The 19,813-nt window shown below is 68.6% G+C and carries 17 protein-coding genes and 1 pseudogene; 10 read left to right on the plus strand and 8 right to left on the minus strand.

The features are described 5' to 3' along the window. Positions 1-27 precede the first annotated feature (27 nt). The gene (locus ACGFYN_RS45885; protein ID WP_393871948.1) at positions 28-1,056 is read left to right on the plus strand and encodes a hypothetical protein; all 1,029 of its coding nucleotides are present in this window, start codon (positions 28-30) and stop codon (positions 1,054-1,056) included. A gap of 238 nt (positions 1,057-1,294) precedes the next feature. Beyond that, a complete protein-coding gene (locus tag ACGFYN_RS45890; RefSeq protein WP_393871949.1) occupies positions 1,295-2,635 on the plus strand; it encodes a chloride channel protein in 1,341 nt (446 codons plus the stop codon). Positions 2,636-2,727: 92 nt separating this feature from the next. Here the strand turns inward: ACGFYN_RS45890 and ACGFYN_RS45895 are convergent, their stop codons facing one another. Then, the gene (locus ACGFYN_RS45895) at positions 2,728-4,809 is read right to left on the minus strand and encodes a SpoIIE family protein phosphatase (protein ID WP_393871950.1); all 2,082 of its coding nucleotides are present in this window, start codon (positions 4,807-4,809) and stop codon (positions 2,728-2,730) included. Positions 4,810-5,429: 620 nt separating this feature from the next. Between ACGFYN_RS45895 and ACGFYN_RS45900 the strand changes: the two genes are divergently transcribed. Then, on the plus strand, positions 5,430-5,864 hold the full coding sequence (locus ACGFYN_RS45900) for a hypothetical protein (protein WP_393871951.1): 435 nt from the start codon (positions 5,430-5,432) through the stop codon (positions 5,862-5,864). Between the two features lie 246 nt (positions 5,865-6,110). Then, a complete protein-coding gene (locus tag ACGFYN_RS45905) occupies positions 6,111-7,475 on the plus strand; it encodes a glutamate decarboxylase (RefSeq protein WP_393871952.1) in 1,365 nt (454 codons plus the stop codon). 417 nt (positions 7,476-7,892) lie between these two features. On the opposite strand, the gene ACGFYN_RS45910 is transcribed toward ACGFYN_RS45905, so the two are convergent. Together ACGFYN_RS45910 and ACGFYN_RS45915 are read right to left on the minus strand one after the other, a co-directional pair. After that, positions 7,893-8,537, minus strand: coding sequence for a GAP family protein (locus ACGFYN_RS45910; RefSeq protein WP_393871953.1), 645 nt, complete (start codon positions 8,535-8,537; stop codon positions 7,893-7,895). 324 nt (positions 8,538-8,861) lie between these two features. Continuing rightward, complete coding sequence (locus ACGFYN_RS45915; protein ID WP_393871954.1) at positions 8,862-9,584, minus strand: anti-sigma factor antagonist; 723 nt, start codon at positions 9,582-9,584, stop codon at positions 8,862-8,864. 209 nt (positions 9,585-9,793) lie between these two features. Between ACGFYN_RS45915 and ACGFYN_RS45920 the strand changes: the two genes are divergently transcribed. Next, positions 9,794-10,135: a helix-turn-helix transcriptional regulator gene (locus ACGFYN_RS45920; RefSeq protein ID WP_393871955.1), complete on the plus strand. Its 342-nt coding sequence runs from the start codon at positions 9,794-9,796 to the stop codon at positions 10,133-10,135. A gap of 454 nt (positions 10,136-10,589) precedes the next feature. Here ACGFYN_RS45920 and ACGFYN_RS45925 read toward each other — a convergent pair whose 3' ends face one another. After that, complete coding sequence (locus ACGFYN_RS45925) at positions 10,590-11,318, minus strand: GAF and ANTAR domain-containing protein (RefSeq protein WP_393871956.1); 729 nt, start codon at positions 11,316-11,318, stop codon at positions 10,590-10,592. 1,226 nt (positions 11,319-12,544) lie between these two features. On the opposite strand from ACGFYN_RS45925, the gene ACGFYN_RS45930 reads away from it, so the two are divergent. Next, positions 12,545-12,718 (plus strand): hypothetical protein, encoded by a 174-nt coding sequence (locus tag ACGFYN_RS45930; RefSeq protein WP_393871957.1) that lies wholly within the window; start codon positions 12,545-12,547, stop codon positions 12,716-12,718. A 176-nt stretch (positions 12,719-12,894) separates the two neighbouring features. On the opposite strand, the gene ACGFYN_RS45935 is transcribed toward ACGFYN_RS45930, so the two are convergent. Further along, the gene (locus tag ACGFYN_RS45935; RefSeq protein ID WP_393871958.1) at positions 12,895-13,245 is read right to left on the minus strand and encodes a hypothetical protein; all 351 of its coding nucleotides are present in this window, start codon (positions 13,243-13,245) and stop codon (positions 12,895-12,897) included. A 709-nt stretch (positions 13,246-13,954) separates the two neighbouring features. On the opposite strand from ACGFYN_RS45935, the gene ACGFYN_RS45940 reads away from it, so the two are divergent. From ACGFYN_RS45940 to chrA, 3 genes are all read left to right on the plus strand, one after another. Further along, the gene (locus ACGFYN_RS45940; RefSeq protein WP_393871959.1) at positions 13,955-14,665 is read left to right on the plus strand and encodes a GAF and ANTAR domain-containing protein; all 711 of its coding nucleotides are present in this window, start codon (positions 13,955-13,957) and stop codon (positions 14,663-14,665) included. Continuing rightward, positions 14,658-15,440, plus strand: a complete 783-nt coding sequence (locus ACGFYN_RS45945; RefSeq protein WP_393871960.1) for a GAF domain-containing protein — start codon at positions 14,658-14,660, stop codon at positions 15,438-15,440. Before ACGFYN_RS45940 ends, ACGFYN_RS45945 begins: the two co-directional genes overlap by 8 nt. A 434-nt stretch (positions 15,441-15,874) precedes the next feature. Then, the gene (gene chrA / locus ACGFYN_RS45950) at positions 15,875-17,074 is read left to right on the plus strand and encodes a chromate efflux transporter (RefSeq protein WP_393871961.1); all 1,200 of its coding nucleotides are present in this window, start codon (positions 15,875-15,877) and stop codon (positions 17,072-17,074) included. Between the two features lie 22 nt (positions 17,075-17,096). On the opposite strand, the pseudogene ACGFYN_RS45955 reads toward chrA, so the two are convergent. Continuing rightward, a pseudogene (locus ACGFYN_RS45955) lies at positions 17,097-17,230 on the minus strand (ATP-binding protein); the annotation flags it as partial. Between the two features lie 142 nt (positions 17,231-17,372). Between ACGFYN_RS45955 and ACGFYN_RS45960 the strand changes: the two are divergent. Next, positions 17,373-17,519 carry an ANTAR domain-containing protein gene (locus tag ACGFYN_RS45960; RefSeq protein ID WP_393871964.1) on the plus strand — a complete coding sequence of 49 codons (147 nt, stop codon included), beginning with the start codon at positions 17,373-17,375 and terminating at the stop codon, positions 17,517-17,519. Between the two features lie 195 nt (positions 17,520-17,714). Here ACGFYN_RS45960 and ACGFYN_RS45965 read toward each other — a convergent pair whose 3' ends face one another. Together ACGFYN_RS45965 and ACGFYN_RS45970 are read right to left on the minus strand one after the other, a co-directional pair. Further along, positions 17,715-18,587, minus strand: a complete 873-nt coding sequence (locus ACGFYN_RS45965) for an SDR family oxidoreductase (protein ID WP_393871962.1) — start codon at positions 18,585-18,587, stop codon at positions 17,715-17,717. Further along, on the minus strand, positions 18,584-19,504 hold the full coding sequence (locus ACGFYN_RS45970) for an iron-containing redox enzyme family protein (protein WP_393871963.1): 921 nt from the start codon (positions 19,502-19,504) through the stop codon (positions 18,584-18,586). Before ACGFYN_RS45970 ends, ACGFYN_RS45965 begins: the two co-directional genes overlap by 4 nt. Positions 19,505-19,813: the final 309 nt, after the last annotated feature.

Below are 19,813 nucleotides of genomic sequence, written 5' to 3' on the forward strand. Positions count from 1 at the left end.
GACGACACGGGACTCATTGCCGCTGTGATGATGGGCCTGGCCGTCGCCAACTTCCCCGGCGTCGATATCCGGATGCGCCGCCCGTTCTTCGAGACTCTGGTCAGCCTGATCCTCGGCCTGCTCTTCATCTCCATCTCGGCCACCGTCACCCCGCATTCGCTGCGCCATGTGGTGCTGCCGGCGCTCGGGCTCGCCGCCTTTTTGGTGCTGGCCGTCCGGCCGCTGATCGCGGCCGTGTCCACCCTCGGCACCGACCTGACGCGCGGCGAGCGGAGCTTCATCGGCTGGATGGCGCCGCGTGGCATCGTCGCGGCCGCCACCGCCTCGACGTTCTCGGGAAGCCTCGCGGCCAAGGGGGTCGGCGGCTCGTCCGAGATCCTCCCCGCCACGTTCGTGGTCATCGTCGCCACCGTGACGCTCTACGGTCTGACCGCCTCGCCCGTGGCCCGGCGCCTGGGCGTCGTGCGCCCCGCCCGCTCGCGTCCCCTGCTGGTCGGTGGCGACCCGTGGGTGGTCGACCCGGGAGTGGCGATGAAGTCGTCGGGGCTCGAGGTGCTGATGTGGGCAGGGCAGGAGCGGCAGCGTGAACGCATCCGGCAGGCCGGGATCGAGCTTGCGCCCGGTGAACTGCTGGCAGCCGTGACCGGTCAGGGCGCGGAGCTGGAAGGCATCACCGCGGTGTTCTTCCTCACCGCCGAGGACGACTTCAACGCGCTGGCGGCAGCGATGCTGCGCGGCAGCATGGAGGGGGTGGTCCACCATCTTGGCGCACCGCCCGACAGCCGCGGCATGGTGGCGCCGTTCATCGGTGGCGAGGTCCTGTTCGGCCCGGATCTGACCTGGCCAGCCTTCTCCCACAGATACGAAGAGGGAGCCGCCGTCCTGGCACAGCCCGCCGGCGGTGTGCTGCCCCGCGGCTCCGATCTGCTGTTCCTGGTCCGGCCGGACGGTCGCCTCGATCCGGCCACTGAAAACAGCAGACCACTGCCCGGGCCGGGCGACACGCTCGTCCTGCTGGTCCCGGGCGGGCGGGGTGCCGCGCGTCCGCCGGCGTAGGGGACCTTCGCCAACCATCCGCGTCCCAGCGGGGAGTGGCGCACACACGATGACCGTCAGCAGCTGGTTTCCTCTGTCCGCCCCGCCCCCACACGTATGGGCGGGGCGGAATGCCGACGTGAAAAGGGTGTGCCAGGGTGGGGAAACGCAGCCCGGCGCGGTTGGCGGGCGGTCCGGGTTCGCTGAGGGCAATCGGTGAGACCACGTGTCGTGTCCGCGTCGCGAGGAGGCAACGCGCATGCCGGTCGCCAAGGCGGAACCCATGGAAACGCCACCGCCGGATCCGCTCACGATCCTTCGGAGCCGCAGCTACATCCTGCTTCTGGTGATGGCCGCTCTGGTCGGCGTACCGGTGTCCGCGGCGGCCTTCGGTTTCCTCGCGCTGGTCGACGAACTCCAGCCTCTGATGTACACCGACCTGCCCAAAGCGCTCGGTTTCCATGGCACACCGCCCTGGTGGCCGCTGCCCCTGCTCGCCATCGGCGGGCTACTCGTGGGGCTGACGGTGCATTACCTGCCGGGACACGGCGGTCACGAACCGACGGGCGGCTTCAAGGCCGCCGGCCCACCCGTCCCCGTCGAGCTTCCCGGCATCTTCATTGCCGCCCTGGCGACTCTGACCTTCGGTGCGGTCCTTGGACCGGAAGGGCCACTCATTGCTCTCGGTGGAGGACTGGCCGCAGGCGCCGTTCGCCTCCTCAGACGGGATGTCCCGGACCGGATGAGCGCGATGATGGGCGCGGCAGGCAGTTTCGCAGCCATCAGCTCCCTGCTCGGATCGCCCCTGCTCGGAGCGTTCCTCCTGATGGAGGTCTCGGGGCTCGGTGGGCAGATGCTGGCCCTTGTGCTCGTTCCCGGCCTGCTCGCCGCGGGCATCGGGGCGCTCATCTTCGTCGGCCTGGGATCCTGGACGGGGCTGGGCACCTACGCGCTGGCACTCCACGATGTGCCCCAGGCCGCGACCCCGACAGTGGCGGAATTCGGCTGGGCGCTGGTCGTCGGAGTGTCAGCCGCCCTCGTGGGCGCGGGAATTCGATGGCTCGCCGTTGGGCTGAAGACGCACGTCGAACGCCGACGTGTGCCGGCAACGATGGTCCTGGGCCTGGTCGTGGCAGGGCTGGCGATCGGCTATGCGGAGAGCACCGGCAAGCCGGCGACCGACGTGCTGTATTCGGGCCAGACGGCGCTGGATCCATTCCTCACACACAGCACCGCGTATTCGGTGGGAGCACTACTGCTGCTGGTGTTGTGCAAGGGCCTGGCCTACTGCGCGTCGCTCAGTAGTTTCCGGGGAGGCCCCGTCTTTCCGGCGATGTTCGTCGGAGCGGCGGGCGGCATCCTCCTCTCCCACGTCCCCGGGCTGTCCCTCGTTGCGGGATTCGCCATGGGCATCGGAGCGATGAGTGCCGCGATGCTCGGACTTCCACTGATCTCGGTTCTGCTCGCCACACTCCTGCTCGGGTCACAGGGGCTCACCGTCATGCCACTGGTCATCGTCTCGGTCGTGGTCTCGTACGTCGTGTCCGCCAAACTCACACCTGCCCAACCTGCCAACTCGGGTTCTCCCAGCGGTTCGTAGCGTCGTGCTGCACACGGGGCCGGGAGCCGACCGCGGCATTCGATCAGGCCGGCGCCGTCCGGTCGGTGTGTCACGGCTTCGTGGTGATGGCGTCAGGCGCGTCCGCCGGCCACGGACTGTTCTGCCCAGATGGTCTTGCCGGCGGCGTGGTAGCGGGTTCCCCAGCGGTGGGAGCACTGGGCGACGAGGAAGAGGCCGCGTCCGCCTTCGTCGGTGGTGGCGGCCCGGCGGACGTGCGGCGAGGTGCTGCTGGCGTCGCTGACCTCGACGATCAGTTTCCGGTCGCGGATGAGTCGGAGGCGGATCGGTGGAGTGCCGTAGCGGATGGCGTTGGTGACCAGTTCGCTGATGATGAGTTCGGTGCTGAAGGCCAGGTCCTCCAGGTGCCACTGCTGGATCTGACGCAGGGCGAGCGTACGGGTGCCGGCGACGGCGGCAGGATCGGGCGCCACGTTCCATGTGGTGGCCTGGGCGGTGTCGAGCGTGCGGGTGCGGGCGAGGAGCAGCGCCAGGTCGTTGTGTGGTTCGAGGTGCGGGGTGACCGCGTCGGCGACTGCTTCGCAGATCTCGTTGAGTGAACGGCGGGACTGCGTGATGATCGCGCGAAGTCGCTCTTTGAGCGCGTGGTCCGCAGGGCGGGCGTCGAGGAGGCTTCGGGTGTACAGCACGAGGGTGCTTCCCTCGGCGAAGTGCATTTCACGGGGTTCGAAGACGGGATCGCCATGGCCCAGCGGCTGGTTGGACGGCAGATCCGGGAAGTGGATGTGGCCGGCCGGATCTGCGACGGCGGGCGGAGGGTGTCCGGCGCTCGCCATGACGCAGTGGCGGGAAGCGGGGTCGTAGACCGCGTACAGGCAGGTGGCACCGACGAGCTTCTCCAGGATGGGTGCGGATCCTGTCATGTGTTCGCGTTCGAGCAGGCGCGGCACCATGTCGTCGAGGCGGGCCAGGATCTCGTCGGGGGCGAGGTCGAGCTGTGCGAGGGTGCGTACGGCGGAGCAGATCTGCCCCATGCAGGCGACGCCCTCGATCCCCGTGCCGGATATGTCGCCGACGGCGAGTGCCACGCGGGCGCCGGAGAGCGGGATCACGTCGAACCAGCAGCCGCTCACCCTCGCCTGCGCTCGGGCCGGACGGTAGTGGTGTGCGACCTCGACGGCGCTCTGGTCCGGAACGCTGCGCGGCAGCATGCTCTGTTGGAGAGTGACGGCGGCGGCGCGCTCGCCGGTGTAGCGGCGGGAGTTGTCCACGCAGATGGCGGCGCGGGCGACCAGCTCATGCACGAAGTCCAGGTCGCCGGGCTCGAAGGCGTCCGGCCAGTTCGCTGTGCGATACAGGTGGGCCACGCCCAGGATGGTCTCTCTGGCGCGCAAGGGCACCAACATGAGGGAGTGGACGCCGTGCGTCAGCAGGGCCCGGCTCCTGGGGTCGGGGGAGTTGCGGATCCAGTCGGCGTCCGGGTCGACGACCGGCAGCAGGCGGGGTCGCCCGTCGGCGAGGGCTTGGGCATGGGGCGAGTCGGCGGGGAAGTCCTGAATTCCTCCGATCTGCCGTAGCCCTTCGGTGAACTTCGGCTGGGAGGCCGTGCGTGCCGTGAGACGTAGCGTGACCGCCCCGGCTGCTGGCGGCGCAGGCTCTTCGCCGGCCGCCACGCCGTCCAGGAGGTCGATCGTCGCGAGGTCGGCCACGCGTGGCACGAGCGCGTCGGCAAGCTCCTGGGCGGTACGTGGGACATCGAGTGTCGTTCCGATGCGGGCGGCGGCTTCGTCGAGCAGGACCAACCGCTCGCGGGCGCGGTGGCGGTCGGTGATGTCGACGATGATGTCGGTGACGCCCACGGTTTGACCGTCCGGGCCGGTCAGCGCATATGAGGACGTGACCCAGACGTGGTCTCTACCGGGATCGGCGGGCGTGCGGCCGTGGTGCTCGGCGCCCACGACAGGCAGGCCTGTCTCCAGGACCTTTGCGAGTCGGCTCTCGATCTCGGCAGTGTCCAGCCCGGTCAGGACTTCACTGAGCCGGCGCCCGAGGGCCTGGGCGTTGGGAACACCGTGCATACGTTCCAGCGCGGGGTTCGCCCGCACCAGACGCAGTTGGGTGTCGAACACGGCGACGCCTACCGGTGACTGGCTGAACAGCGCGTCCAGGACGGCCCGGTCCTCCTCGAGCTCCAACAGCCGTTTGCGCAGACCAGGGCTATGGTCGTCCCCGGGTGGCTCGCCTGGAATTCCCATCTCACTGGCCCTGTCGTTCGGCAGTCATCTGGTTCAGCAAGAAGACGGTGGAAACACCTTCAGCAACCAGAGCGCCTTGGCGGATTTGTCACGCTCATCAAGACAGCCACCGTCGGGGGTGCCGAAGCTCGTCCGGGCCCGCGGGCTCCAGATCAATGTTCCCGCAGACCTGCGAGCGGGCGGCGCGGACGGCCCGGCGCTCCGTGCATTCCCAGCGTAACCACGGAAGGACGGCGCCCGCGCGGTGACGGTGGCGCTGCCCGCTTCCACGTCGCCTCTGTCACTTGCAGGTGCTCGCCCCCTCCGGCACGACCCAGCGGGCAGCCGACGACGGTGTACGACACCGGTCACGACTGTCTGCTCGGGCGGCCTTGTGCGGGTATCGAGCGGAATGTGAGAGCGGGCGTCAGTCGGGGCCAGGTCCAGCAGCGGTACGCATCGATGGAGCGAGGAACGACACCTGGTGCGCGAGCCGGAAGCGCGCGAGCACCGGCAGGCCGCGCGACACCGACGGCCGACTGCGGATTGCGGTGTTCCGTGCTGCTGCATCTCATGGACCCATGCAGCAGCAAGCTTCTCCAGCAGAGGGTGCCGTGCCCCCGATGGAGCGTTCGCACTGGGTGGCCTTCGCCGGGATCCTGCTATTGCTCAGCGCTCTGTTCAACTTGCTCAACGGATTTGTGGCGATCTTCAACCATGGCTACTACTCGACTGTGTATTCCCAGGGCAACCGGCTGCTGATCTTGAACTACACGGCCTGGGGTTGGATCTGGGTCGCTGTCGGCATCGTGATGATCCTGGCCGGTCTCGGCGTGCTCGTGGGCTCCAGGGCGGCGCGGTTGACGGGAATCTGTCTGGCGGGGCTGTGCCTGGTCGGCCAGATGATCTTCCTTCCGGTCTACCCGTTCTGGTCCCTGTTCACGATGTTCGTGTCCGTGTTGGTGATCTACGGGCTGCTGGCCGAACCGCGACACGTTCACGACGCGCGTGTCTAGCGCTGCGCTGACGCCCCGTGGGCCATTGAGGCGCTGTGGGACGAACCCCAACTTCATCCAAGGCGCTGCCGCCAGATGAGCAGGAACGGATCGGTGCCGTACCCCCCTCGAAGGCTCTCGCGAGGTGACCTGCCGCTCTGTTGCTGAGCCCGGGGCGGATGCCGGTGAGTGTCCGTGCCCGTCCCCCAGTTTCGTCTTGGTGTGTCCCTCGCCTGCCGAAGGTTCCGGCGCTGCTTGAATCGCTGTATGACCAAGCGCGACGATGCGGATCTTTTCGGTAACCGGTTCTTGACCGTGCCCGCTCCCTCGGAGACCTTCCCCGAGGAAGGTATGGCCGCGACGGACGCAATGAGGCTCGTGGATGTGGATCTCGCCATGGAGGGCGACCCGCAGCGCAACCTCGCCACGTTTGTCACCACCTGGATGGAGCCGCAGGCGCAGCGGCTGATTGCCGAGAACCTCCACCGCAATTTCATCGACCATGCGGAGTACCCCATTTCCGCCGAGATCGAGCAGCGTTGCGTGCGCATGCTCGCCGACCTCTTCCACGCGCCGGGCAGGACGGCTGGATGCCGGACTCAGGGCTCGTCCGAGGCGATCATGCTCGGCGCGCTGTCGTTGAAGTGGAAGTGGCGCGAGCGCCGCCAGTCCGCCGGCCTGCCGATCGACCGCCCCAACCTGATTTTCGGGGGAGACGTCCACGTAGTGTGGGAGAAGTTCTGCCGATACTTCGATGTCGAGCCGCGGATCGTGCCGCTTGCCGAGGGCAAGTACACGATCGGCCCGCAGGACGTGGAGCCCCATCTCGACGAGAACACGATCGGAGTCGTCGCCGTCCTCGGCACCACGTTCACCGGCCACAAGGACGATGTCGTCGGGATCGACAAGCTCCTGCGGGACGTCCGCAAGGAGAGGGACCTCGACATCCCGATCCATGTCGACGGCGCGAGCGGCGCGTTCGTGTGGCCCTTCCTCTACCCGGACTCGAAGTGGGACTTCCGGCTCGAGCAGGTCCGTTCGATCAACGTCTCGGGACACAAGTACGGCCTGGTCTACCCCGGCATCGGATGGCTGGTCTTCCGCGAGGAGTCAGACCTGGCCAAGGACCTCGTGTTCTACGAGAACTACTTGGGCAAGACCGACGCGACGTTCACGCTGAACTTCTCCACCGGTGCGGCGATGGTGCTCGCGCAGTACTACAACTTCGTGAGGCTCGGACGCCAGGGCTACACCTACGTCATGAAGATGATGCAGGACAACGCCCGCGCGTTGGCGGACAACCTGCGTAGCAGCGGCCGCTTCGAAGTGATCGGAAGCGACCTCGAGCAGCTGCCGCTGGTCGCTTTCCGTCTCGCAGGTGAGCACGCCTACGACGAGTCCGACATCGCCTGGCAGCTGTCGGCCGAGCGGAGCTGGATGGTGCCGGCATACACGCTCCCGCCCAACGCGGAGCGGGTGAAGATCCTGCGCGCCCTGGTGAAGGAGACTTTGAGCCGCGAGCAGATCGATCGCCTGAGCCAGGACATTGAAGACGCGTGTCGCACCTTGGATGAGAAGGGGGCGACCCACGGGATCGAGCGGACCCAGGTCAAGCGCGGCACCGGCTACTGACGCAGATGCACGACGGGAGCCCGTGCCGGCCCGTGGTGTGCAGCAGCACCTGCATGACTCCGGTCCCACTGATCCCGCACCTCATCACTGCGCCGCTCCCCGTCCGTCAGCCGCCCGGGCGTGACGACCGGGTCCTGGATTTCCAACACGATGGTGTGGCGCAGGGGCGACTGCCGACGCGGGCGACGGCTTGTAGAGCACCGGGCCCAAGTCGTCGTCCGGCCGGCGCCGTCGGCTGGACGCAGGTGCTGCTCGTGACCGACGCCGAAGCCGTCGATCGGCTCGCCGCTACCGGGTCACAGACAAGGCCGGCTCGCGGCACGCAGCCGCTGCCGTCACCCTCACGGTCAAGACCGTCAGCCGACCGGAGCCCTTCCAGGAGATACTCCGGGTTGTCAGTCCATCACCGCGTCCCTGTCAGGTGACCAGTTCGGCGATACTCCGGGCCGTCAGCCACAGACCGAGGAGCAGGGAGAGCGTGACGATCAGCAGCTCCTGGTGTTGCTCCAGCCAGCTCCGCAGGGCGTTCAACCGGGCGTTCGCGACGGCGGGCGCCCACACTGTGTACATCTCCATGACGACAAGGCTGAGTGTGGCCAGCAGACAGTAGCCGGTCAGTGCGAGCCAGTCGGCGAGCGTGGAGAGGTTCGCGTCGATGGCCGTCGCGGCGCCGGCACCGACCAGTGCCCAGGGCTGCAGCAGCCATGCCAGGCCGGCCGCCGCGGCCGGGGAGGCGCTGTCGATCCGGGCGGCCCAGCGTGGCGGGCCGTGCGGGCGGGGTGGTCGGCGGTAACGGTGTGCGCTGTACAGCACCAGGGCCAGGCCGATGGCGAGTTTCGCATCGATCACGGCAGTCGAGGGCGCGCTGTGACGGGCCGGGGGCTGACCGCCGGTCAGCAGGACCACACAGGCGATCACGGCGATCAGGTTGGCCAGCCACGACAACAGGAACGCGAGGCCTTGGCGAACGCCGCGCCGCGAGGAGAGCAGCAGGATGAAGGCGCTGTTGTGCAAAGGCCCCAGGGTGATGGCCGTAGCGATCACAACCAGGTCGAGGACCATCGGATCAGCCGCTCCTGGTGTAAGGGCCGTCTGCCACCTATGCAGGGGCGGATCGGTCGGCAGAGTGAGGTGGCCGTACTGCTGCGGTGCCGCATTTCGACTCTGCAGGCGACGGCCCAGCCGGTCAAGCAGACGACGCCTGCATGGCTGCCACTGCTGGGGGCCGGGTTGCTCGGAGGAACGGGTTCGGCGGGTGTCGAGGAGCCGCAGGGCTGCCGCGCTGGTCAGGTGCAGGCCGGCCAGCTCCAGGGAGGCGCTGCCCGCTCAGGAAGACCACGAGGTCCGTCGGCGAGGCTGGATCTCGAACTCGGTACCGGGTCGTTTCTACGCTGCCGAGTTGTGGACGCGTACGGCGGTGGCCAGATGGTTGGCGAAGGGCTCCGGGAGGGGTGTGTGGCCGTCGGCGGTCTGTACCAGGGCGTCGGCTATCCGGTTCAGTTTGGTGTTGCTGTGCTGGGAGGTGGTCACGAGGACCTGCCAGGCCTGTTCGGGAGTCAGGTGGAAGGAGGCCATGAGCATGCCTCTGGCCAGGTCGATCGGTGCGCGGGTCTGCATTGCCCGGTGCAGCTGTGCGTTCTCCATGGCGAGACCGTCGTGGGACCGGTCAGTGCGTTCGGTCGAGTGAGGGCGTCTCGCGTGCGCTGTAGGCGCGTCGGGGGCTGCTCGCTCGCGGGTGGGCTCTGCCGGGGGTGCCGTCCGGCCCGCAACGGCTTGCGAGGGGGCCGGATGTCCGTCGGGTGCTGTCCGGTTGCCGGCGAAGAGGGCGAGGGTGTTGGTGAGGGTGAGCAGGCGTTGAACGGCGCGGCTGGTGGCGCGCAGGGTGACCTGCTTGTCTGACAGGCGGGCACGGTCGCGCACGTCCAGCAGGACGTTGAGGGTGGAGCAGTCGCAGAAGTCGACGCCGGCGAGATCCAGTTCCAGGCCGCCGACGGCGCGGTCGAGTGCCTTGCTCAGTGTCTGCTGCAGGAGCGGATCGCTTTCCAGGTCGAGTTCGCCGCTGATGGTCACCACGAGCCGGTCGCCGGCCGCGTCGACGTGCAACGTCACCGGCGCCGGTGGCCGCACCGGTGCGGTGGAACAGTCAGGGCAGGACCCTTGCCCGTGGGGGAGGGTGGTGTGAGGGCACATCGTTGCTCCCGGCGCTGATCGGCGTTCGACGACACCCAGCATCACCCCACCAGCGTTTCACGTCAACTGACACACGAAAATCCGTTCGTCCTTTTGAATGCGTGAATCGAAAACGCTATCCTAGGGTGATGGATCGAGCGCTGGAATCGCATGCAGGCTGGACATTCCTCACAAACCACTCGCGGGTGTTGGCGGCCATCGCCGAGGACCACACCACCCGGGTCCGCGACATCGCCGCCCGCTGCCGGCTCACCGAACGGGCCGTACAGAAGATCATCGCGGACCTGGAGGAGGGCGGATACCTCACCCACAGCCGGGAAGGCCGCTCGAACGTCTACCGGATCGCCCCCGACCGGGTCCTGCGCCATCCCGCCGATGCCCCGGCCACCGTCGCCGAACTGCTGTCGGTGCTGGTTCGTCACGAGTCCGGACAGCCTGCTGCGCATCTCGCCGAGCACGAGGGACACTGAGCCGCCGGTGGGATCGTCCCATCGGGGCTGATCGCATGCCGAGGCGGTCGGTATACCGGGCGGGCGGGGTCGCTGGGCCCCGTGCCTGTATCGCCGTCGAATGCTTCGCGGACCGGGCGCGTGGGGTTCTTGGCGCGGGCTTGCACCGTGCCCGGCGCGGCGAGAACAGCCTTCGGTGAACGCGGGGCATCACGGCCCTGGGCGCGGGACGAGTGGCCCTCTTTGGTGGCGGGCGGTGCGGGGCAGCTCGACAGGATACTCGCCGAGGGTTGCAGTCGGGCGCCGTGGCTGGCTGAGGGTGAGGTGGTGCTGCGGCAGCAGGGGATTCTCGACTTCGCTCTGTCGAAAACGGGCGTCAGGGCTCGGCGTCCGGTGTGGTGCAGGGGCCCCCGACGGCGACATCGGCGGTGCCGGGGCGGATGCCTCGCAGACGCCCTTCAGCTGGACAGAATGGTCATGACGATGGCCCGTAGGGCCACCCGTTGGTATGAGCGAGTACCCGCGCCGCGAGATCCGGCAGGGGCTGGCCTTGCAGGAACGCGCGGGCGCGCAACAACGCAAGCGCGCTCTCGGGGGTTACGCCCAACTGCTCGACCACCACATCCACCGCGAGATGTGTCGTTCCCCAATGAGCCTCGATGACGACATCCGGCCCCGGCAGGACGACGTCGCCTGCTTCCAGCATCGAGTGGTACAGGGGAGTGAGGACCGTCGCGGCCGCTTGGGCAGCCAGTTTCCCTTGTTCAATCGTCTCGGCGGTCAGCTCGTGCGCTTCATGGTGGATCATGTCGATGGCGCCGAGCACGTGGTGGCCGTGCCGCAGGGGAAACGCGTAGATGGCTCCGATGCCAGAAAGTTCTTCACGGGCACGCGTACCGAACAGCGGCCATGGGGTGAGGTCGCCGTGAAGGTCGCTGATTGTCACGGCGTCGTCGGTCAGCACAGCGGTGATGCAAGGCCCCTCGCCCACCTCGAACTGCAGCTCCTCGACCCGAAGTGCTTGGTCATTTGAAGCGCACAGCAGCTGCCGCGCTGTGCTGTGGGGGAGGAAGGTGATGGAGGCGGAGTCGACCGGCATGCCTTCTGTCAGCGCGCGGCAGAGCCGCTCGGGGAGGGGTGCGCCGCTGTCCTTGGCTCCGGCGGCTTCCAGTACGAGCTTCGCAACAGCGTAGGGATCATTCATTCGGGACGATTCCTGCCCTCTCTACCCCGGTGAGACCCCGAGTTTCCGGAAGTGCATGGTGCAAAACTCGTTGGTGTCCCGGAGTTCGCACCCGCGCCGTACATCCCGGTGACTGCGATCTGCGAGCGCAGGCGCGGCGCGATCAGCGTGATGCCGGCCGATGCCCGCGCAGCCGGACCCAGAGCCGTCCGCATCGACGAGGGCCGGGTGGTGCGCCCGTGGAGAGCTTGCTGAGATCCAAAGCGAGTGTGAGAGGGCGTTGTTCGTGCGGCTGTTCACCTGGCAGACCCCCCCGGTGATGGACGGCGGTCTTCTCGACCGGCTTGGCGGGGTCCGACGGGTGGGGTCCGCCCCTCGACCTGATCGACGAACGTGCGGCGTTCCAGCCCGGTTTGGCGCATACGAGCCGGCGTCCTCGCTACAGGATCAACACCGGCTGCTCACCGATGGGAAGGTCGGCAGGAAGACGCAGATGGGGTTCGTGTTTACGGGTCGACCAGTGGCGGCAGTCCGGACATTGAGCGCCGGACGCGCGTGCTTGTGCCTCGATTCGCCATGCTTACGGCGAGGCGTCCGCAGGGCCCTGCACGATGCCGTGCAGGTGCACATTTGGAAGAATCTCTGCGACAGGTCCCCGGCCACCATCCGCTCCCACAGGGTCTGCTGGGCCACCGTCAACACGCCCCGTCCTGGGGGCGCGCCGGTCTGCTCGAATGTTGCCGCCGCCTCAAATCTGGCGCTCAACACGCTCAAATGCCACGTACGCACCCTTGAGCCCGAAGCCCTGTGTCGAGCGCCGTGCTCCCGCTCTTCCGCGAGATCGAGGAGCACGAGCTCGTGCGGAACCCGCCTCCGTCTGTCCGAGACGGCCGAACTTGCCTGCCGTGGGCGGGATTTCGAAGCTCACCGACAGACAAGCCGGCGCCCACCGCCGGCAACGACGCGCAGAGCTCCCGTTCCGTGCTCGCGCCTTCCCCCGCGACAGCCGGACCCGAAGGCATGGCGCGGCAACGGCCGTGCCGGACACGCCTGCTGACGGCCGAGAAGCACACCGCGCCGAGGCGGCCGCGTCAACGGCCCTCGCCTGAGGATGCAGCCCTGCCCCTGGGATGTGGGCATGGCGGTGGGCCCGGGGCTCATGCCCCCTGACGCCCGGGAGCCTTCATCACCGTTCGGCGCCGCTGGCGGGGCGCGCTAAGGGCGAGCCTGCCGCCCCGAGGTATCTCATGGCGGCGCATATCAGCACGCTGCTGCACGTAGCGGTCTTGCTCGCCTTGGTGTGGGCGGCTCGGTTGGCAGTGCTGGGCGCGGGCTGGGAGGAGATGGCCGCCTGGTTGCTCGTGGTCTCCTCCGCGCTGGTCGCGGCGAAGGACATCGTTGGCGTCCTTAAGGCGCTCTGAGGCACGGCCGGAGCTGGCGCATCGGTCAGGCTTGCCGCTCCTGGTGTCGGCCCTGACGGGCTGCCGCAGACCCGGGACTCGCTGGCACACACGGTGATCACTGCGAGCCGCCCGGTTTGGCTGCTCGTGCGCTGGTGACAGCGGTCCAGGCGATCGACGATTCCGAACCTGCCGCCTCACCCGCCCACCGCGTCGGGCCGGCTGCAACGCCCGACAAGCCCGGACTCGTACGGATCCGGACGGGCCCGCACAGCATCCGTCTTGCCCAAGCGGCCGATTGCTGGTGCGCTTCGACCATCGGACCGGGACGTATCGTTCCTCTGCTGCCCGGCGCGGGCGGCCGCGAGCATGAGCTCGATGTCGCTTCTCATCTGCTGCGCGATCAGACGGGACTTTGCCGCGCGGGCGTGCATGGTCCAAGCCCGTTCCGCCGCCGCTCGCGCGTCCTGGCACATCTGCTCGGCCCTTTGCTGCATGAGAGCTTGCTCGGTCCGGTTCGCGTCCACCAGCCTCACCGCCGCGATCACCCCGACAGGGCATCCATGGCCCGCGTGGAGGGGGGCCGCCGGTCGCCTGCCGTTTCGGAAGCGCGGCAGCCCTACGACCCCATTCTTGCTGTAGGTCGTGGCGCGCCGGAGGAGCCGACTGGCCTTGCTGTCAGGGCCATTCGGCCCTGGCCGTGCTATCGGTGGTGCGGCGGGGGGTGCCGGCAGATCGGGATGGCATTGCGCGATCTCCGGCCAGATCAGCAGGTCGGGCGGGGCGCTGGGCCGACGATGAAACGGCTGTCGGCTCTGCGCTGGGCAAGGCGCGGGTCGGTCCCCGCCGGGGGGCGCGTACGACGTCGGCCTCCGCCGGCGATGGTCTGTGGCGCCCGTGTCCGGGAGCGTTGGTTGCCGGTCATGTGGTGGCGTTTTTCGGTGTTTCTCCCGGTGGCGCAGGGGGACTTGTCTCACGTGGGACGGACGGCAGACGTGCTGGTCGCGGCTGGTGCCGAAGGCGGGGAGGACGGGTCGAGGCTGTTTAGGGGGACGTCACAGCGGTCATGGCAGGCGGCGGCAAGTGGCAGGGTCCTGGGGCCGCAGATGGAGCCAGCGGGTTGTGGCGTCGATGCCGACCGGTTCCGCCCGTCGATGAGGCAAGGTCGGATGTGTCGATGGGGTGCTGCGCGGGGAGGTGATGGTGATGTCTGGGTCGGAACCGGGTGGCGACGACGCGGGGCGGGAGACCCATCTCTTGCGTACCCGCATCGCCCGCGAGTTGATCGACGCGGTTCGCGGGGTTCCGCCTGTCTTGGTATCCGAGGCGCTGTGCCGGGCGTGTGTGTCTCTGGTGCCGGGTGTCTCGGGGCTGTCGCTGTCGGTCCTTGGACAAGTTGCGGGTACGGGTGTCGTGCTGTTCGCCAGCGATGAGGTGGCCGGCCTGCTTGCGGAGATCCAGTACACGCTGGGCGAGGGCCCGTGCACGGAGGCGGTCCGCCTGCGGGCCCCGGTGTTCGCCGCGGATCTGACCCGGGCCCCGGACGTTCGTCGCTGGCCGCTGTTTTCCGTGCAGGCGGCCAAGGCCGGCGCGGAGGCCGTTTTCTCGCTGCCGTTGACGGCTGCCGCGGGAGCTCTGGGCACGCTGGACCTGTACCGGGATACGGCTGGGCCGCTCGAGGACGGTCAGGTGTGCACCGCGCTGCTGGTCGCCGATGCCCTCGCCCTGGCCGTCACGGCCCTTGAAAACGCTTCCTCCGGCTCCGGTGGAGTCGTAACGTGGCTTGAGGGAGCAGAGTCGGACCGGGTGGAAATCCATCAGGCGACCGGGATCATCATGGTGCGGCTGGGAGTGAGTGCCGAGGATGCATTGCTGAGGCTGCGGGCCCGGGCCTTTGTGCAGGGCCGCACGTCACTTGCCCTCGCGCGGGCCATCATCGACGGCAGCATGGACATCCGCCATGAGTGAGCGCCTGAGCATGCGCAAGGACACCGCCGGGGAGGCGAGCATGAACCGCGAGCGGGAGCTGGCGCAGGCGTTCGTGGGCCTGGCGGACACCTATGCGCCCGACTTCGATCCGTTGCGCCTGTTCGACCGGCTGGTGCACATCTGCCGCAGGCTGCTGGACGTGGACGCGGCGGCGGTGATGATCGCTGATGCCCGGGGCACCCTGAAGACGATGGCCGCCACCGAGGACGAGGCCGCGTTCATCGAGCTGATGCAGCTGCAGACGGGGCGCGGCCCCTGCATGGACTGCTATCGCACCGGCGAGGCCCGCGGTGTCCCCGACATCGCTGCCGAGGGAGAACGCTGGCCCACCCTCGTCGCCGCCATGGCCGATGCCGGATACCGGTCCTTGCACACCGTGCCAGTACGCCTGCATGACCGCGCACTGGGCGCGCTCACGCTGCTCAGCGCCCGCACCGGGGATCTCCCGGGCGGTGAGTTCGACCTCGCGCAGGCCCTGACGGACTCCGCCGCCCTGGGGCTGATGCACTGGTCCGCCGAACCCCGCGTCGACGACGTCGTCACACGCGTCCAGAGCGCCCTTGCCGCCAAATCCGTCCTCGAGATCGCCCAAGGCATGATCGCCGCATACCACGAGCTGCCCTTGCGCGAGGCGGGACGCCTTCTGACCGACTACGCCGAGCAGCACCGGGTCAGCCTGGCCGCCACCGCCCAGGCCCTGGTCAGACGTGACATGGACTCCGCAGCCATCCTCGAGGAGACCGCCGGAACCTGATCGCGGCATCGTGTGTCGGGCTGAACCAGCGTTGCCGGCCTCGCGCGGTGCGGGCCCAGTTGAGCAGCAGCTGCCGGGGGTGGCGCGGGGGGCCTCGGCGGAGCGTTGTTCACCATGTCGGTGGCGGGCACGCACGATTCGGGCTGCGCGGGCATCCGAACGGCAGAATCAGTCACAGGTCAGCACCTGGTCGCCACGCTGTCGGCGCCTCGGGAACGGACGGCTGGCTGTGTCAGTTCTTGAGGGAGCCGTTTGTCGCTGAGTTCGGGTGTCGTGCCGGGCTGGCGGGCTTGATCAATATCAGCGAGTCTTGATGTCACCCAGTCACGCAGCCACCCAGTCGCGCGGGAGGGGCGGTCATCACTGATCGAGTCCGGTCGTCGTTGTCCGTTCACTCATGGTCGGTAGGGTCGCGCCGCTGGTGGGTCGGTGACGTGGAAGAGAGAAACGTGACGGTGCCGGGTGAGGGCCGGGCGGGCGGACCCAGGGTGGGTCTGGGGACTATCGCCCGGGAGTGGGGCCGGATCGGCTGTATTGGGTTCGGCGGTCCGCCGACGCATATCGCGCTGCTGCGGCAGTTGTGTGTCGAGCGCCGGGAATGGATAGCGGCTGAGGAGTTCGAGGACGGGATCGCGGCGACGAATCTGCTGCCGGGCCCGGCGTCGACACAGTTGGCGATCTTCTCCGCCTGGTGGCTGCGGGGTCTCGCCGGTGCCCTGGTGGGCGGGGTGTTCTTCATCGTGCCGGGTCTGGTGCTGATCCTTGCGCTGGCCGCCCTGTTCCTGGCCGGCGATCCGCCGTTGTGGGTGCGGGGTGCGGCGGCCGGTGCGGGGTCGGCGGTGGCGGCGGTGGCCGTGCAGGCGGCCTGGTCGCTGGTCCCGGCGAGCTGGAAGCGGGCCGGGCGGGCAAGGCCGGCGCGGATCAGATGGATGGGATATGCCCTGGCCGGCGGGGTGGCGGCGGCGCTGATCGGCCCGTGGCTGGTTCTGGTGCTCGTCGCGGCCGGCCTGGTAGAGGTCGCGGTGCGTGCAGGTGCCGGGCCGGGGGCGGTGAGGCGGATGCGGTCCTGGCCGGTGCTTGCTGCCGCCCCGGCGGCCAGCAGCGGCTTGCTGGCGCTGGCCTGGGTGGCCCTGAAGGTCGGCGCGCTGTCCTATGGCGGCGGGTTCGTGATCATCCCGCTGATGCAGACCGATGCGGTCGACCACCACCACTGGATGAGCGACGGGCAGTTCCTCAACGCGGTCGCGTTGGGACAGATCACTCCGGGGCCGGTGGTGCAGACCGTCGCGGTGGTCGGCTATGCGGCCACAGGAGTGGGAGGCGGGCTGCTGGCCGCCGCGGTGGCGTTCGCCCCATCGTTCCTGTTTGTGGTCTTCGGCGGTCCCCGGTTCGACCGACTGCGGGGGAACTCGCGGGTGCAGGCGTTCCTGACCGGGGCCGGCCCCGCGGTGATCGGCGCGATCGCCGGGTCCGCGATCCCGCTGGCGCTGGCTTTGCAGCACGCGTGGCAGTTCGGCGTACTCGCCGCCGCAGCACTCTGGCTGCTGGCCGCCCGCCGCGGTGTGGTCACCGCGCTGCTGGGAGCGGGTGTCCTAGGGGTGATCGCGGCACTGATCGGATGGCCGGTAACGTGACGGCTGAGGGCAAGGCGGCCGGTCAGCTGACTCCGCGCTCGGCCTGGACCTTGGTGCGGGCCAGGCGGTAGGACTCAGTGCCCGCCTGGATGATGGCGCCGTTGAAGGTCAGGCGGTCCATGATCGCCGCGCAGAGCCGGGATCGGTGAAGGTCTTCGGTAGACGTTGGCGCCGTACGCCGCGAGGCCGGCGGGGCTTTCGCGCTGGCCCAGAAACTGGCCGATACGCAGGACTTCACCCGCGAACTGCAGGTGCACTCGCCTCCCGCAGCATCATCGACCAGACGATCGGCAGCGTCATGCAGCAGCAACGGTGCTCCGAGCAGGAAGCCTTTGACCTGTTGCGCCTGTCCCAGCAGACCAACCTCAAGCTCCGTGACGTCTGTACGCGTTCTATACGCAGGGCGTTGGATGCAGCGCTATCGATTCGACTACCGCCCCGCTGATCACGGTCAGCACGATGACCGGACAGGGTCGCCACCACGGGAGACACATCACAAAGACAGTCCCCGTGTGATCACCATGGTCGCGCTCGGTAGCGCGAATCTGCGGTGTGCTCCGCCTGCGTCACGTGTCGGGCAGGGCATTGCCTGCGGTGGCCGCATGTCGGATTTCGGCAGTTCACGGGACCGCAGGGTGTGTCACGGCAAAGGGGTGCCTCCGGTGGCGTTGAGGATCTCCGCCGTGATGAAGCTCGCTTGCGGTGAGGCCAGGAAGACGTAGGCGGGTGCCATTTCGGCGGGCTGGGCGGGCCGGCCGAGCGGGGCCTGTTTGCCGAACTCCACGGTGTCGGGCAGTGTCGCCGGGATCAAGGGCGTCCACACCGGCCCGGGCGCCACGGCGTTCACGCGGACACCGTCACTGGCCACCATCTGCGCGAGACCCTGTGTGAAGGTCACGATGGCGCCCTTGGTCATCGCGTAGTCCAGCAGGTGCGGGCTGGGCTTGTAGGCCTGCACGGAAGTGGAGTTGATGATGGAGCCGCCTGCCGGAATGTGTGGCAGGGCCATCTTGCACAGCCAGAACATGCCATAGAGGTTCGTCCGTACGACACGGTCGAACTGCTCTGTGGAGATGGCTTCGATGCCGTCCGGCTGGGACATCTGATAGGCGGCGTTGTTGACGAGGACGTCGATGCGCCCGAATTCGTCGACGGCACGTTCCACCAGCTGTCGGCACGCGTCCTCGGTGCGGATGTCGCAAGGCACGGCGACCGCCTTGCGGCCCGCGGCCTGGATGAGGGCGGAGGTCTCCTCGGCGTCCTTTTCCTCGTCGGGAAGGTGGCTGAACAGCACATCGGCCCCCTCGCGGGCGTAGGCGAGTGCGATCGCTCGGCCGATGCCTGAGTCGCCCCCGGTCACCACGGCCTTGCGGTCGGCGAGGAGGCCACTGCCTTCGTAGGAGTTCTCGCCGTGGTCGGGTGGAGGGTCCATGGGCCCGGTCCAGCCCGGGTGTTGCTGGTCCTGGGCGGGGAAATCGGGGCGGGGATGTTTCCGGGTGGGGTCCTCGGTCACGAGTTCCTGCCTCCTTCGGCTTTGCTCAACGGGACACGAAGGGCGCTGTGTTGCTGGTGCCAGGCCTTGAGGAGGCAGACGGCCAGCCGGTCTTCGAGGAAGCCGGTGGAGTGGATGCCGAAGACGATGTCGCGTTCCCGGTGGGGCTCGTCTGTCAGGAGTCCGCCGACCACTTCGTGGCGTACGACCTGCTCGTGCACGGCGTCCGCCTCCACGTGCTCGTCGTAGAACCGCTGTGCGGCTGCTCCCGCGTCCAGACGGCGCAGCCCCATGGCCAATCGGCGAGAGCTCGGCGACGAGGTCACCTCCACGGCCGCGAAGTGGCCGACGAGTGCGCCGCGCAGGGCCCTGTGCAGACCGAACAGAGACATCAGGTTCACGGTGGCGAGCGCCTCGGCGGGGGCGGTGTGCAGGTAGTGGCCGTAAGGCGTCTCCAGGCCCACATCACGCATTAGGTCGGCGTAGAGCCGCGCGTGCATCTCATCCGCGCGACCGGCGCCGAACTTGTCGAACTCGATAGCCACCAGGGCGTACTCGCGGAACTGCCACACCTCGCCGTCACGGTGCAGGTGGTGGCTGAGGCTTGTGTCGTCATGACCAGCCGGTTCCACCAGGAGGTCGCCGAGCGCCTGTTCGGCGTCGCGGTGCGGCGGAACGGAGGTGCGCAGGGCTTGGAGGAACCGCTGCTCCATGGGGCGGCGCAGGGCCAGCAGGCCCGGGTCCCATTCGCGGTCGTCCGGTACGCCCTCGAACCCCCGGTAGTGCGGTTCGTAGAGAGGGTGGAGGGCGAGCTGCAGGTCGTCGCCGTAGGGGTCGTGGCCGTCCAGAGGAGGGGACGACCATGGGCCGCCCAGTAGCGCGTCCAGTACGGTGGCAGACAACTCCCCGCGAGCGTCGGGCAGTTGGGGCCCGTTCACCTCCACTCCTCGCCGGGCTTCGTACGCCGACCGTGGTTGCTGGCGCACCACGAGTACGTATGGCTGCGCAGGCAGGTGCACAGGACCGCCATGAGGTGCGCACAGGAGGCGATGCTGCCGTCGGCGAGGTCCGTCCCGACCGGTCCCCGCCCAAGCAGCGACCCGTCTGGCGCGATGTTCACGCCGCGCAGACGCTCAGACCTGTTCGGCACGGATGACCACCAGTTCCTCTCGCCCATCGGCACCGTCCACCAGGCCTTCCCGGACCAGAAAGGGCTGCCGGGAGCGCAGTACCGGGCCATAGGGCAC

It is taken from the genome of Streptomyces sp. NPDC048419 (assembly GCF_043200415.1).
Classification (GTDB): domain Bacteria; phylum Actinomycetota; class Actinomycetes; order Streptomycetales; family Streptomycetaceae; genus Streptomyces.